Origin of the sequence: Veronia pacifica (assembly GCF_001707825.1) — a bacterium.
GTDB classification, from domain to species: Bacteria; Pseudomonadota; Gammaproteobacteria; order Enterobacterales; family Vibrionaceae; genus Veronia; species Veronia pacifica.
The window spans coordinates 26,223-40,573 of sequence record NZ_LYBM01000045.1 but is presented as its reverse complement, the minus strand read 5'-3'; the positions used below and the strand labels follow the sequence as shown (position 1 = coordinate 40,573).

Here is a 14,351-nt window from a genome sequence, read left to right as displayed (position 1 = left end):
TACAGGGTCGTGGGCTGGAAGGCCAGTCCCATCGCATCCCTCTTCACCGACCACATTTAGAGAAGCCCGCTCATTCGTGCGGGCTTTTTCGTATCTGCAGCATTGAAGTTAGCCAAAAAGCACCATGCCGTTTGCTACAAGATCGTTGGCCGTCAGTCCGATCTGATTCTCTTCATTGACTTCATTTATCCCTACCGAGAAAAGATGAGCCCCCAGCTTTGCGGGAATCAATATACGTCGACTTAAATTGGGCTACCTTCCGGGGTTGGTGGATATATCAAAAATGAGAAAATTTATCTCTCAATGTTTATATCGAGAGAAGCCCGCTATTGGGAACGGGCTTATGGCACGATGTTAACGCTATTTTTTACGGACAGACTGCGAAAAGACACATCTCAGACCAAAGGCAGTGCGGTAGTGTATTTGAGCGGCTCCATAGCGAACGTTGAAGTGACATTTGTCAGACCATCAATGCTATTAACCAGTTTTTTATAAAATAGGTCGAACGCTGGCATATCTGCTACCTGAACCTTCATCATGTAATCGTACTCTCCGGCCATACGATAACACTCCATTACCTCATCAAAAGGGGTTACCGCGTCAACAAAGCGTTGATACCAATCTTCAGAATGATCGGACGTTTTGATATGGACGAAGGCGGTAAACGACAGACCAAGAATCGCCGGATCAAGCAAGGCAACCCGCTTTCTTAGCACTCCGCTCTCTTCTAAACGCTTGAGACGTTTCCAGCAGGGGGTTGTGGTCAAGTTGACAGATTCTGCAAGGTCAGCGAGAGAGAGGCTGGCATCTTCCTGCAGCCTTGCCAGCAGAGCCTTGTCTACTTTGTCTAAATGTATTTTCTCCAAAATAGTTCCAAACTAGAAATTTATGTCACGTTAAGTCGGCGCAGATTGCTAGGCAAGAAATTTATCCCATGGTATTGACCAGTCCGACGTAAATTTCCTCTTTTTGATTGAGACTTGCATATTTTTACGCAGTCTACGACGCTGCACTCGATAAGTTTGGGAGCCCGCTTTCCCTGTTATGTGTCTCAACTATCTATTTTGATTATCTCTCCGCGAAAAAACAGTAAGGTATTTGACTCACCTGTTACTCCAATGTTCACTGCGGTAAACCGGATGGTGATAGCCAACTTCTGTAAGCTGAACACGCCTTACGTAGTTGCTGCTACTTTTTAAAAAAGTGGAAATTTGCGCAAAAGCTCACGCTTTTGTTGTCTGCTCGCTATTGATAGCTGATTTTTTACATTTTTTCTCAAAAAAAATAACTTTATCAAATAGTGGTGAACTTATGCTTTTACGATAAAAGTCTTGCTAATAGTGTTTTTATTAGTGCTTTCTACCATAAGACGATCTGACATCGGTCTAAAAAGCCCGAATAAGATCATTATTCAAGAAGTGATTAATTTTTCTTTTTTAATTGTTTTTTTATTATGTAAAAGTACTGATAAATAAGACTTAATAGTATTGCCTGGCTCTGTGTTTAAGCAATTTTTGTCAAAAAACATGAATAGATTTTCTGAGCTTTTTGTACTTTTTTCGCGGCAGAGTCCAGAATGTTGATCTTTTGTTAATTGTTTGACAGATTAGCCATCCGCTCTCAAGTAATCGTCTGGGCTGTAATAGCTAAACAATGGATGTTGACTTAACTAATTAAGTCAAAAGGGAAATTCTTAAGGAAGACAGAGGTATCACGAATGGCTTTGCTGGAAGTAAAAAATCTGAGAATCGAATATCCCTCGAGGCATGGCGTTCATGCAGCCGTCAAATCTCTGTCTTTTTCAATTTCGCGAGGCGAAATTGTAGGCGTGGTTGGGGAGTCTGGTGCGGGTAAATCGACAGTAGGTAATGGTGTCATTGATTTGCTCAGTCCCCCGGGAAGAATCGCGAGCGGTGACGTTTATCTCGATGGCGAAAGAATTTCTGATCTCAGTCGCGAAGAGATGCGCCGAGTCCGAGGGTCAAAAATAGGCTTTATCTTCCAAGATCCTATGACTTCGTTGAATCCACTGTTCACGGTTGAGCAGCAACTGGTTGAAACCATCCAAATCAATTTGAATCTCAATGACAGTGATGCCAAAGCTCGCGCATTGCAGTTAATGGAACAGGTCGGCATACCACAGCCCGAAAATCGTCTTAAGCAGTATCCTCACCAGTTTTCAGGAGGCATGCGGCAACGGGTGGTTATTGCTATCGCACTGGCTGGTGAGCCTGATCTTATTATCGCCGATGAGCCCACAACAGCACTGGATGTCTCCATTCAGGATCAAATCCTAACGCTAATCCGCGACTTATGTGTGAAGAAAAATGTGGGTTGTATGCTGGTTACCCACGACATGGGTGTCGTATCGAACGTTACGGATAAAGTTGCGGTCATGTACAGGGGCGATCTTGTCGAGTTTGGCCCAACAGCCAAAGTACTCGGGCAGCCCGAGCACCCGTATACACAAAGCCTTATTTCTGCTGTACCGCGTTCTGACGTCAAACTCGATAGGTTCCCTTTGGTTAGTTATATCGAAGAAGCCAAAGAAATGAAGCCTCTTGATGTAAAAAACCACTGGCTTGGCCAGAGTGAAGACCAACGCGTATATACCGGACCGCTGCTCAAGGTTGAAAACGTCAATCTGCGTTTTGTCACCCGTGATTCTTTTTTTGAAAGCCGCCGTGAGTACGTGCAAGCCAACGAAGACGTCAGCTTCGAGATTCATGAGGGAGAAACTTTCGGTCTTGTCGGCGAATCCGGGTCGGGCAAGTCAACGATTGCACGGGTGATCACTGGGCTTTATCCACCAAACTCCGGCAAGGTGACGTTTGAAGGTATTGACCTCACATCACTAAAAAATGAGGCGGAACGGCGTCCTCTTCGACGACAGATGCAAATGGTTTTCCAGAACCCCTATTCGTCGATGAACCCCAGAATGAAAGTCAAAGATATCATTGCCGAACCTATCCGTTTTCATCAACTGGCAGATAACGAGCGCCAGATTTCTTCAATCGTTGATGACCTGCTTGACCATGTTGGCTTGGGTCGAGCTTGCGGCGTGAAATATCCTCATGAATTTTCTGGTGGCCAGAGGCAGCGTATTTCTATTGCCAGGGCGCTTGCAACAAGGCCTCGTCTGTTGATTTGTGATGAGCCAACGTCAGCATTGGATGTGTCGGTACAAGCCCAGATCCTCAACTTATTAAAAGATCTGCAACAGGAGTTGAACCTGACCATGCTGTTTATCAGCCACGACCTGCCCGTTATTCGTCAGATGTGTGATCGTATCGGCGTGATGCAGAAAGGCAAATTGCTGGAGGTCGCACCTACTGAGGAGTTATTTGTATCAGCGAGTCATGAATACAGTCGTCAGTTGATATCACTGATGCCTGAGTTTAAAGGTATGAATATCAATTCAGAAACAATGAGTTACTAACTATACCGTCCGGAGGAAGGTTGTGCCGGGTGGCGTTTATGCCAAAACACAACACAGTCGGGAGTTTCTCCCTGCATAAGGAGTAATGCAAATGAAGACCGTAAAAACGAAATTGGCTCTGGCATTAATGGCTGCCGGCCTTAGCTTTTCTGCTGCCGCTGCTAATATCACCGTTGCTTATGATGCAGACCCAGTCTCACTTGATCCACAAGAGCAACTTTCAGGGGGTACTCTCCAGCTCTCTCATATGGTGTTTGATCCACTGATTCGCTTCAATCAAAACATGGAGTTTGAGCCCCGTCTTGCTGAAAGATGGGAAAGATTGAACGACACAACTGTGCGTTTCTACCTTCGCAAGGGCGTGAAGTTCCACTCTGGAAATGATTTTTCGGCAGATGATGTAGTCTGGACATTCAACCGAATCAAGTCTTCTTCTGATTTCAAAGGAATATTCACACCGCTTACTGCTCTGAATAAAGTTGACGCTTACACCGTTGATATCGTGACCGATGGCTTATATCCACTGGTAGAAAACGTTGCTACTTATATCTTTGCCATGGATAGCAAGTATTACTCTGGCACGACATCAGACGGTAAAGACAAATCTGAGATCAAAAAGAACGGTTCAACATTCGCATCGGCCAATTTGTCTGGTACAGGTGCATTTAAAATTGCCGACCGTGAACAAGGTGTCAAAGTTGAGTTTGAACGTTTCGATGGCTATTGGGACAAAGCGTCTAAAGGTAACGTCGATAAGCTGACTCTGGTTCCTATCAAAGAAGATGCAACGCGTGTTGCTGCCTTGTTGTCTGGCGACGTCGATATGATTGCGCCAGTCTCTCCAAATGACTACAAGCGCATTGATAGCAACAATAAGCTCGACCTGTTTACCATGCCAGGTACGCGCATTATTACTTTCCAGCTCAACCAAAAGGTATCTGAGCCGCTCAGAAATGTAAAAGTTCGACAGGCGATTGTTCATGCAGTGAACAACGAAGGTATTGCCAAGAAAATCATGAAAGGCTCGGGGACTGCTGCTGGCCAGCAGAGTCCTGTTGGCTATGCAGGGTATAACGCTGACTTGACGCCTCGTTATGACCTCAAAAAAGCCAAGGCCCTGATGAAAGAGGCGGGTTATGAGAATGGCTTCAGCCTGACAATGATCGCACCCAACAACCGTTATGTGAATGACGAGAAGATCGCGCAAGCTGTGGCGGCAATGTTGGCGAAGATTCAAATCAAAGTTGACCTTCAAACCATGCCAAAAGCGCAGTACTGGCCTGAATTTGATAAGTGTGAAGCGGGTATGCAGATGATTGGCTGGCACCCAGATACTGAGGATTCTGCCAACTTTACTGAGTTTTTGACCATGACGCGTAATGCCGAAACAGGAAAAGGCCAGTATAACTGTGGACATTACTCAAACGCTGAGGTGGATAAGCTGGTTGCCGCGACAAACGGTGAGACTGACCTGAAAAAGCGTAACAAGATGCTCCGCGATGTTGAAGAAATGCTCTACAACGATGCAGCATTTGTTCCTCTTCACTGGCAGGACCCATCCTGGGCAGCCAAGAAAAATGTTGATATTAAACCGATTATCAATGGTATGAATTTCCCTTACTTTGGCGATCTTGTCGTGAAGTAAGAGGTTTAGAGCAGACACCCTTATCAGGGTGTCTGCCTGTTTTAGCCGTAGGGATTTTGTGAGGTAAACATGTTTACATTTTTAGGGAAACGAGTCTATCAGGCACTGATCGTCATGTTTGTAATCAGTCTGGTTGCGTTTTCCATTCAGGATAATCTGGGTGATCCACTGAGAGAGTTGGTTGGTCAATCAGTATCCGAGGCAGAGCGGGACGTGCTGAGGGAGGAAATGGGACTCAATGATCCATTCCTTGTTAAATACAGTCGATTTGTTAGTAACGCACTGCAAGGTGATCTAGGCACCTCCTATTTCTATAAGCGCCCTGTGGTTGATGTTATTTTCGATAAGCTTTTTGCGACGTTGGAACTTGTTGTTGCAGCATCGCTTATCATTGTTGTGGTATCTATTCCGCTCGGGGTGTATTCCGCTATTCACCCTAATAGTGCGTTAACGAAAGCCATTATGGGTTTTAGTATTGTTGGGATATCTATTCCGGTCTTCCTGACCGCGATCATGTTGATGTATGTCTTCTCTATAGAATTAAACTGGCTACCATCCTACGGCAGAGGCGAAACTGCCAATGTGCTTGGCTGGGAGTCTGGCTTTTTCACATTAGATGGCCTTGCACACCTTATCTTACCCAGTATTGCTCTTTCCTCCATTATGCTCCCGCTCTTTATTCGTCTAGTCCGCTCTGAGATGCTGGAGGCTCTGAGCACAGAATATGTAAAATTCGCTCGCGCAAAAGGCCTCCCTGACAAGCAGGTTTATTACCAGCATGCACTGAAAAATACGATGTTGCCTGTGGTTACTGTTGGGGGTGTCCAAATCGGTACTATGGTGGCGTATACCATCCTGACTGAGACTGTTTTCCAATGGCCGGGGATGGGCTTTATTTTTCTTGAGGCGATTAATCGTGTGGATACGCCATTGATCACTGCCTACGTCATTTTTGTCGGACTGATTTTTGTCGTGACGAATACTCTGGTCGATTTACTGTACGGATTTATCAATCCTACGGTAAACCTGACAGGCAAGGGAGCTTAGTATGACTAATATAACTTCGACAACTCCTTCGCGCTGGCAGCGTTTTCTGGAATCTGATTTTTTCTACTTTTTTAAGCGCGATAAAGTAGCAATCGGCAGCTTTATCGTGTTTGCTCTGTTTGTTCTGACTGCAGTGTTTGCGCCCATCCTGTCCCCGGCTAACCCTTATGATCTGGCGACAATTGATATCATGGACTCAGAGCTACCACCTGCATGGCTTGAGGAGGGTGAAACACGCTTCTTACTAGGCACTGATAATCAGGGCCGAGATATTCTCTCAACGATGATGTATGGTCTGAGGATATCGCTGATCATCGGTTTAGGTGCGGTGGCACTTCAACTTGCGATTGGAATTGTGGTTGGTCTGACGGCTGGTTACTTTGGCGGCCGAATCGATAGCTTTCTGATGCGGGTTGCTGATGTTCAGTTGTCGTTCTCTACTATGATGGTCGCGATCATTATATCGGCGATTTTCAAAGCCAGTTTTGGCAGTGAATTTTACAGTCAGTACGCGATTCTGATGCTGGTGGTTATCATCGGTGTTGCGGAGTGGCCGCAGTATGCACGAACTATTCGCGCTTCTGTGTTGGCAGAGAAAAAGAAAGAATATGTTGAGGCGGCTCAGGTCATGGGGTTCCGTTCTCTGAGGATCATGTTCAGACATATTTTGCCAAATTGTCTCTCACCGATACTCGTGATCTCAACGGTTCAGGTGGCAAATGCCATTATGTCGGAAGCGGCGCTGTCGTTCCTCGGGCTTGGGATGCCAGCTGACACACCTTCTCTCGGATCACTGATCAGTATTGGTTTCACCTATATTTTCTCGGGATCATGGTGGATAACGGCTTTCCCTGGGATATTACTCGTTCTTCTGGTGTTGGTGATTAACCTTCTCGGCGACTGGCTGCGCGATGTCTTTAATCCTAAAATCTACAAGGGTTAATATTTGAGTGAAAACAATGAAAAACAAAAAGCAGCTTCGGCTGCTTTTTGTTTTTCTGGCGACCATTAATAGGCATTTTTCACTTTCAAGACCATGTTCAGCACTCAGATCACTAATTTTTGAACTTTCTTTAGCATCTGAGACAGCCTCTGGGTTGTTAGTATTGCTCTTTTCGTCATAAGCTTACTGAGATAAGTGGACTCAGAGGTGAGTGTGTTGTTTCGGGTAATCTTTTTAGCAATAACTATGCTGGCGCTTTTACCAACAGCCAATGCCGCAACATCCTGTCAAGCAAGCGAAGGTGAGGCGGGTTGGTTGATGTTATCCACGGAGTGTGACGTGGGCGAAGGGCTTTGGGGTAGAAATCCTGCAGATGATGCTCAGCAGTTCTGGGTTCAATGCAGCATGACAGATAGAGTTCCTCCCCCTTGGTTCGCTCAGCTACTGCGTATTTCACTTGATAATGCACCCTTGTTCCTTCGCAAGGAATCGGAGCTCTACCGCTGTCTTGTGGGGCCATACAACGATTTCCGTATGGCGATCCACTCCCGGGACAGGCTTAGAGAGCTACACCCGTGGTCAGAGACGTCTTTTATTCGACAGCTAAGAGTCGAGACTGAAGAGCAGACTGCGCCAGAGCAGTTGTCTCAACCGGCTTTACCGTTGCTCAGCCGGACCAGATAAATTAACTCAATGCCAGCCGTTGTTCCCAAACGGCTGGTTTCTCAATTACCCCTCAAATTTTATCCGCATACCGACTAAAACCCAGTCACATGAAAAATGAAGCGCGTTGCTCGTGAGGTGGGTTTTGTCAAAAAAGTGTAAATAATCAGCAATTAAACCATCACGTTTTCATCATAGTCTTGCCGCGAATTTTATTTCAATCGTGTTTAAGGATTAAACGATGAAAAAGACGCTGATGGCCATTACCGTTTCTGCGGTGGCAATGGGAAGTCTCTCGGCAAATGTTGCTGTGGCATCTGAAAGTGTTCAATCCCATAAGTATGAAGTCAGAAATGTCATTCTTATGATTGGTGATGGTATGGGCCCACAACAGGTCGGCCTGCTTGAAGAATATGTCCGCCGTGCGCCGGGCTCTGAGCTGGAGAGACAAACAGCACTGTCCAAGCTTGCCAATAAGGGGCGTCTGGGACTCTCACTGAATGCGCCACACGGAAAACACGGTAAGCTGGTGGTTGATTCTGCCTGCTCGGCCACCCAGTTGGCGACGGGGGTAGCTGCAGGCTCAGAGATGATTGGCCTTGATTATCAGGGAAACGTTGTAGAAACCATCCTTGAGAAAGCGAAAAAGGCTGGAAAGGCGACAGGTCTTGTGTCCGACACTCGCATTACTCACGCGACACCAGCGGCTTTTGCTTCTCACCAGCCACACCGCTCTTTCGAGTCTCAAATTGCAGTTGAGCTGATAGAAAGCGGTAACGTTGATGTCATGCTTTCCGGTGGTGCAAGAGTATTCATGCCATCAGACATTAAAAAGGATGTCGCCGATCAAGAAGTAATGGCAGCACTGGGCGCGCCAAAATCCGTCTACAAAAAATCAAAGCGTAAAGATGATCGTAATCTAGTGGTTGAAGCCAAAGAAAAGCATGGTTACGAGTTAGCATTTGATAGAAAACAACTTGAAAGCGCGGCGACAGATAAGCTTCTTGGTTTATTCGCTAACTCTGGCATGAACGACGGCATTGCATATTCTACCTGTAAAAAGAATAACTCCTGCACTCAGCCATCATTGCGTGATATGACGATTAAAGCACTGGATGTGCTATCACGTGATGAAGATGGCTTCTTCCTGATGGTTGAGGGCGGGCAGATTGACTGGGCAGGGCACGCCAACGATGCTGGCTGGATGCTGCATGAGCTGTTGAAGTTTGATGAAGCAGTCAATGCCGTTTATGAGTGGGTAGAAAACCGCAACGACACGCTGGTGGTTGTTACTGCAGACCATGAGACAGGCAGCTTTGGTTTCAGTTACTCGCGCAAAGAAACACCAAAGGCGGAAACTCTGCCGGGTGCTGGTATGAAAGGTCATGATTACAAACCTAACTTTAACTTTGGTGACTTGGCCCATCTCGACCGACTCTATAATCAGAGTGGCACATTTTTCGATATGCTGGATGCAGCGAGCCCTGACTGGAATTTTGATGAGGCGTCTGCAAAAGACTGGCAGGCTGCAATCAATAAATACAGCGACTACAAGGTCACCATAGATCAGGCGGCAGCTGTCGGCGAGCGTGAGAAAAATAGCTATTATCAGACTGGCCACAAGTATCAAAGTGCGAAAGTAGTCCCTCAGTTTGATGACTTTAAAGAGTTCTATGTTTATGCCGATGATGACCATACAGCAAAGATTGGTCGCGTGCTGGCAGCAGATCAGAATGTGGTTTGGGGAACAGGGACACACACAGCGGCACCCGTCCCAGTTTACGCTTTCGGTCCAACCAGCGTAACCGAGCAGTTTTCAACGATGCAGCATCATGTTGAGGTCGGCCAGAAAATGATTAAGGCACTGGGCCTGAAGTAATCAGCGGCTAACGACGCATGAAAAAAGCTGCCTAATGGCAGCCCATAATAAAGACAGATGATAAAAGCGCTAAGTTAACTCAGCGCTTTTTTATCATCTCATGGTAACGAATTCCTCAGACCCGGTAGGGTGAATCGCAACCACGCTATCAAAGTCTTCTTTGGTTGCACCCATCTTCATGGCAACACCAAAGCCTTGGATCATTTCATCAACGCCATAGCCGATACCATGCAGACCCACGACTTTTTCGTCAGGCCCTGCGCAAACCAGCTTCATTTTACATGGCTGGCGGTGCTCGGTGACGGCGGTATACATTGCTGTAAAACCAGACGTATAAACTTTTACCTGATCCTCACCATATTTTTCGATGGCTTCAGGCTCAGTCAGTCCGATCGTACCAATGGCTGGGTGGCTGAATACCACAGTAGGCACAAGGTCGTAGTCCATTTTGGCTTCAGGCTTGTTGTTGAACAGGCGTTCAGACAGCAAGCGGCCAGCTTTAACGGCAACAGGTGTCAGCTCTATGCCGCCCTTAATAATGTCACCTACGCTGTAAATGTTGGCGGTGCTGGTGGTCTGGTATTCATCCACAATGATGTAGCCGCGATCATCTGTCTTGACACCAGCGGCCTCAAGATTCAGGTTACCTGTCGCTGGCTTACGTCCAACAGCCCAGATCAGGACATCAGTGTTGTGTGAGTGGCCATTTTCGAAGTGAATGGTCAGGCTACCATCCTGCTCTTTTACTACTTCTTTCGGAATACACTCATTACGCAGAGTGGGACCTTCATTGTTCATGACGTCAACCAAGGTCTCGACAATCGTAGGATCAAAACTGCGAAGCGGTTTGCCTTTGCGAACAAAAAGGTGCGTGTCAGTACCTAGCGCATTCAGAACGCCGGCAATTTCAACGGCTATATAGCCCGCGCCAATAACCGCTGCGCGCTTTGGCTGCTCAGGGAGGTCGAAGAAACCGTCTGAATCAATACCATACTCTGCTCCCGGCAAGCTTGGGATCATCGGGCTGCCGCCCACTGCGATTGTAATATGGTCAGCGGTATACTGCTCACCCATTACCTCGACAGTATTAGCGTCAACAAAGGTCGCGTAGCCGTTGATCACTTCAACCTGATTTTTGCCCAGCACGTTATCGTATGATTTATGGATCCGTCCGATATACGCAGAACGGTTCTCAATCAGTTTGCTCCAGTCAAAATGGTTAACCGTGGTATCAAACCCGTATGATGGCCCATATTGCTTGATGGCTTCGGCAACCTGAGCGCCGTACCACATTACTTTTTTAGGCACACAACCTACGTTTACGCAGGTACCGCCCATGTGTTTTGCTTCTATCAGTGCCACTTTGGCACCGTGCATGGCTGCTCTGTTAGCAGAAGCGATACCGCCACTGCCGCCACCAATACAGATATAATCGAAATGCTTGGCCATTTTGTTCTCCATCTTAACGGGCCGCCTGATTGACTAAGATACAGTAAACATTACGTCATTTTTTTCTGGTGTAAAACGCTAATTGTACGACAAGCCATCACCAATTATGTGCTCAGTGGCTAAGGCTTTTACTGTGTATTGACGCTTAAACCATGTAATGCATCGACTATTTGATCTATCTCGTCAGTGTCAGGCAAAGATTTGTTTCACTTTATGTATATGGGGGGATAAGTGAAGACCACAAGGGTTATTCTGGCACAACCCATTTAACAAAATGGTGGCCTGTCTCAGGTGCAATCACTTGCTGCAACCATGGCAGGAGTTCACTCATCTGTTTTTCGAGTTTCCACGGAGGATTAATGACTATCATGCCCGACGCAGTCATCCCTCTTTCCTGTGAATCTTCAGCTACCCCGAGCTCAATTTGTAGGATCTTTCTGATGCCCAGTTTCTCAAGCCCTTCGGTGATCAGGTCTATGTTCTGACGATAAACAACCGGATACCAGATGGCATAGGTGCCTGTTGCCCAGCGCTTTACACTCTGACCAATAGCATTTACCACATCCTGATATTCATGCTTGAGTTCGTACGGCGGGTCGATTAGCACCATACCGCGACGCTCTTTTGGCGGGAGGCTCGCCTTGAGTCTTGCGAAGCCATCTTCCTTGAACATTTTTACCTGTCTGTCGCCACGAAACTCTTGCAGCAACAGTGGAAAGTCGCTGGGGTGAAGCTCAGTCATTGTTACTCTGTCCTGCTCCCGCAGCAGGGCACGCCCAACTTTTGGTGAGCCGGGATAAAACCGCAGCTCGTTACCAGAGTTAAGGCCCTTGATGACATCTAGGTAGGGTTTTATCAGAACCGGGACATCATCCCGCTGCCACAGCTGAGCAATGCCTTCCTTATACTCGCCCGTTTTTTCTGACCATTCATCGCGCAAGTCGTACCGCCCGGCGCCACTGTGAGTATCATGGTAAACAAATGGCTTTTCTTTTTCTTTCAATGCTTCGATGATAAGAGACTGAACGATGTGTTTGACGACATCGGCATGGTTGCCGGCATGGAAGCTGTGGCGGTAACTGAGCATCTTGGAGGTCCACTGGATAAAATAAGTTATATGGCTCGCATTATCGCTGATTGTAGCGATGGATGCAGCCTAAAAGCCCGCGAGCCAGATTGAAAAGGGCGAGAGGTGACTCCATAAAAATGAATAGCATTAATGAGAAAGGAACAGGCTAATGGCTAATCCACTACTGACGTTTACCGATTTACCGCCGTTTTCGCAAATTAAACCTGAGCATGTACAACCTGCGGTTGAGCAGGCACTGGCTGACTGTCGCAAGGCGGTTGAAGCGGTGCTGGCTACAAATGCTGCGCCGAGCTGGGAAACTATTGTTGCGCCGTTGGCAGAAACAGATGACCGCTTGAGCAGAATCTGGTCGCCTGTGGGCCACATGAATTCAGTGGTAAACAGTCAGGAACTTCGTGACGCCTATGAGGCCTGTTTGCCGCTGTTGTCAGAATATTCAACCTGGGTCGGTCAACACAAGCCGCTTTACGACGCGTACAAAGCAATCAAAGAGAGTAGTGAATTCGCGACCCTTACCCAAGCGCAACAGAAAACCGTTACCGATGCGCTGCGTGACTTCGAGTTATCTGGCATCGCGCTCAACGCAAAAGACCAGCACCGCTTCGGTGAGATCAGCAAGCGTTTGTCAGAGCTATCATCCAAGTTCTCGAATAATGTGCTGGATGCCACCATGGGGTGGAGCAAACTGGTAAAAGATGAGGCCGAGCTGTCAGGCCTGCCTGAATCTGCCTTGGCAGGTGCCAAAGCGGCGGCAGAAGCCAAAGAGGAAGAGGGTTACCTGCTCACGCTTGAAATGCCCTCATATTTACCTGTGATGACCTACTGTGATAACCGAGAGCTGCGTGCTGAACTTTACGAGGCGTTCTCGACCCGTGCATCGGATCGCGGTCCGTCTGCGGGTAAGTGGGATAATACTGATCTGATTCATGAAACTCTACAACTGAAGCATGAGATTTCGCGACTTCTCGGATTTAACAGCTATAGTGAGCGTTCACTAGCTACCAAGATGGCAGAGAGCACAGAACAGGTGATGGGCTTTCTGAACGAGCTGGCTGAAAAAGCCCACCCTCAGGGTCAGAAAGAGTTTCAAAATCTGGAAGCATTCGCTAAAGACACCTACGGCGTTGAAAAACTTGAGCCTTGGGATGTCGGTTACTACGGTGAAAAACTCAAGCAACACCAATACAGTATTTCCGATGAGGAACTGCGACCTTATTTCCCTGAAAGCAAGGCCGTGTCTGGCCTGTTTGAAGTACTGAACCGTGTGTTTGGTATGACAGTGAAGCCGCGTGAAGGTGTCGATGTTTGGCATGAGTCCGTGTCTTTCTACGATATTTTCGATGCCAAAGGTGACCTCCGTGGTAGCTTCTATCTCGATCTGTATGCCCGTGAAAATAAGCGAGGCGGAGCGTGGATGGATGAGTGTCGTGTACGTCGTGTAACTGATAATGGTGAGTTACAAACGCCTGTCGCTTACCTGACCTGTAATTTTAACAAGCCTGTAGGTGATAAACCTGCGCTGTTTACCCATAACGAAGTGGTTACGCTGTTCCATGAGTTTGGTCATGGTATCCACCACATGCTGACACAGGTTGAAGCTCCGGCTGTATCCGGTATTAACGGCGTGCCGTGGGATGCGGTCGAGCTGCCAAGTCAGTTCCTGGAAAACTGGTGCTGGCAGGAAGAGGCACTGGCGTTTATTTCCGGTCACTTTGAGACGGGCGAGCCATTGCCAAAAGCCATGTTAGACAAGATGCTTGCCGCGAAGAACTTCCAGTCGGCGATGTTTATTCTGCGTCAGTTGGAATTCGGACTGTTCGACTTCACGCTGTTCACCCGCTTTGACCCTGAAGAAGGACCAAAAGTATTGGAGACCCTGGCTGAAGTGAAAAGTCGTGTTTCTGTTGTACCATCGCCTGAATGGAACCGCTTCCCACACGCCTTCAGCCATATCTTTGCTGGTGGCTACAGTGCTGGCTATTACAGTTACCTGTGGGCAGAGGTACTATCCTCTGATGCCTTTGGCCGTTTTGAAGAAGAGGGAATCTTCAACACAGATACAGGCGCGTCGTTCCTTGAGAACATTCTCGAGCGTGGCGGCAGTGAAGAGCCTATGGAGCTGTTCAAACGCTTCCGTGGCCGCGAGCCATCGCCGGATGCATTGTTGCGTCACAGTGGTATTGCTGGCTGATTTTT

At 47.3% G+C, this 14,351-nt stretch carries 10 protein-coding genes; 7 read left to right on the top strand and 3 right to left on the bottom strand.

Annotated elements, in window-relative coordinates; genetic code table 11:
- Positions 1 to 395: 395 nt before the first annotated feature.
- Positions 396 to 857 carry an Lrp/AsnC family transcriptional regulator gene (locus A8L45_RS18970; RefSeq protein ID WP_068904932.1) on the bottom strand — a complete coding sequence of 154 codons (462 nt, stop codon included), beginning with the start codon at positions 855 to 857 and terminating at the stop codon, positions 396 to 398.
- 860 nt (positions 858 to 1,717) lie between these two features.
- On the opposite strand from A8L45_RS18970, the gene A8L45_RS18965 reads away from it, so the two are divergent.
- The 6 genes from A8L45_RS18965 (at position 1,718) to A8L45_RS18940 (ending at position 9,616) form a co-directional block, all read left to right on the top strand.
- Positions 1,718 to 3,439, top strand: coding sequence for a dipeptide ABC transporter ATP-binding protein (locus A8L45_RS18965; RefSeq protein ID WP_068904931.1), 1,722 nt, complete (start codon positions 1,718 to 1,720; stop codon positions 3,437 to 3,439).
- A gap of 91 nt (positions 3,440 to 3,530) precedes the next feature.
- Positions 3,531 to 5,084 (top strand): ABC transporter substrate-binding protein, encoded by a 1,554-nt coding sequence (locus A8L45_RS18960; RefSeq protein WP_068904930.1) that lies wholly within the window; start codon positions 3,531 to 3,533, stop codon positions 5,082 to 5,084.
- A 69-nt stretch (positions 5,085 to 5,153) separates the two neighbouring features.
- The gene (locus A8L45_RS18955; protein ID WP_068904929.1) at positions 5,154 to 6,131 is read left to right on the top strand and encodes an ABC transporter permease; all 978 of its coding nucleotides are present in this window, start codon (positions 5,154 to 5,156) and stop codon (positions 6,129 to 6,131) included.
- A 1-nt stretch (position 6,132) separates the two neighbouring features.
- Positions 6,133 to 7,074, top strand: coding sequence for an ABC transporter permease (locus A8L45_RS18950; protein ID WP_068904928.1), 942 nt, complete (start codon positions 6,133 to 6,135; stop codon positions 7,072 to 7,074).
- 246 nt (positions 7,075 to 7,320) lie between these two features.
- The gene (locus A8L45_RS18945) at positions 7,321 to 7,758 is read left to right on the top strand and encodes a hypothetical protein (protein ID WP_068904927.1); all 438 of its coding nucleotides are present in this window, start codon (positions 7,321 to 7,323) and stop codon (positions 7,756 to 7,758) included.
- A 220-nt stretch (positions 7,759 to 7,978) separates the two neighbouring features.
- Complete coding sequence (locus A8L45_RS18940) at positions 7,979 to 9,616, top strand: alkaline phosphatase (protein WP_068904926.1); 1,638 nt, start codon at positions 7,979 to 7,981, stop codon at positions 9,614 to 9,616.
- Positions 9,617 to 9,709: 93 nt separating this feature from the next.
- Here A8L45_RS18940 and gorA read toward each other — a convergent pair whose 3' ends face one another.
- Positions 9,710 to 11,065: a glutathione-disulfide reductase gene (gorA, locus tag A8L45_RS18935; RefSeq protein ID WP_068904925.1), complete on the bottom strand. Its 1,356-nt coding sequence runs from the start codon at positions 11,063 to 11,065 to the stop codon at positions 9,710 to 9,712.
- Between the two features lie 247 nt (positions 11,066 to 11,312).
- Positions 11,313 to 12,152: a 23S rRNA (adenine(2030)-N(6))-methyltransferase RlmJ gene (locus A8L45_RS18930; protein WP_068904924.1), complete on the bottom strand. Its 840-nt coding sequence runs from the start codon at positions 12,150 to 12,152 to the stop codon at positions 11,313 to 11,315.
- A gap of 151 nt (positions 12,153 to 12,303) precedes the next feature.
- Here A8L45_RS18930 and prlC point away from each other — a divergent pair, with 151 nt between their 5' ends.
- On the top strand, positions 12,304 to 14,346 hold the full coding sequence (gene prlC / locus A8L45_RS18925) for an oligopeptidase A (protein WP_068904923.1): 2,043 nt from the start codon (positions 12,304 to 12,306) through the stop codon (positions 14,344 to 14,346).
- Positions 14,347 to 14,351 lie beyond the last annotated feature (5 nt).

Excerpts from the sequence above, each read along its gene's own strand:
- A8L45_RS18955 (WP_068904929.1), top strand. The coding sequence starts at position 5,154 with ATGTTTACATTTTTAGGGAAACGAGTCTATCAGGCACTGATCGTCATG.
- prlC (WP_068904923.1), top strand. The coding sequence starts at position 12,304 with ATGGCTAATCCACTACTGACGTTTACCGATTTACCGCCGTTTTCGCAA.
- gorA (WP_068904925.1), bottom strand. The coding sequence starts at position 11,065 with ATGGCCAAGCATTTCGATTATATCTGTATTGGTGGCGGCAGTGGCGGT.
- A8L45_RS18965 (WP_068904931.1), top strand. The coding sequence starts at position 1,718 with ATGGCTTTGCTGGAAGTAAAAAATCTGAGAATCGAATATCCCTCGAGG.
- A8L45_RS18940 (WP_068904926.1), top strand. The coding sequence starts at position 7,979 with ATGAAAAAGACGCTGATGGCCATTACCGTTTCTGCGGTGGCAATGGGA.
- A8L45_RS18950 (WP_068904928.1), top strand. The coding sequence starts at position 6,133 with ATGACTAATATAACTTCGACAACTCCTTCGCGCTGGCAGCGTTTTCTG.
- A8L45_RS18960 (WP_068904930.1), top strand. The coding sequence starts at position 3,531 with ATGAAGACCGTAAAAACGAAATTGGCTCTGGCATTAATGGCTGCCGGC.
- A8L45_RS18930 (WP_068904924.1), bottom strand. The coding sequence starts at position 12,152 with ATGCTCAGTTACCGCCACAGCTTCCATGCCGGCAACCATGCCGATGTC.
- A8L45_RS18945 (WP_068904927.1), top strand. The coding sequence starts at position 7,321 with ATGCTGGCGCTTTTACCAACAGCCAATGCCGCAACATCCTGTCAAGCA.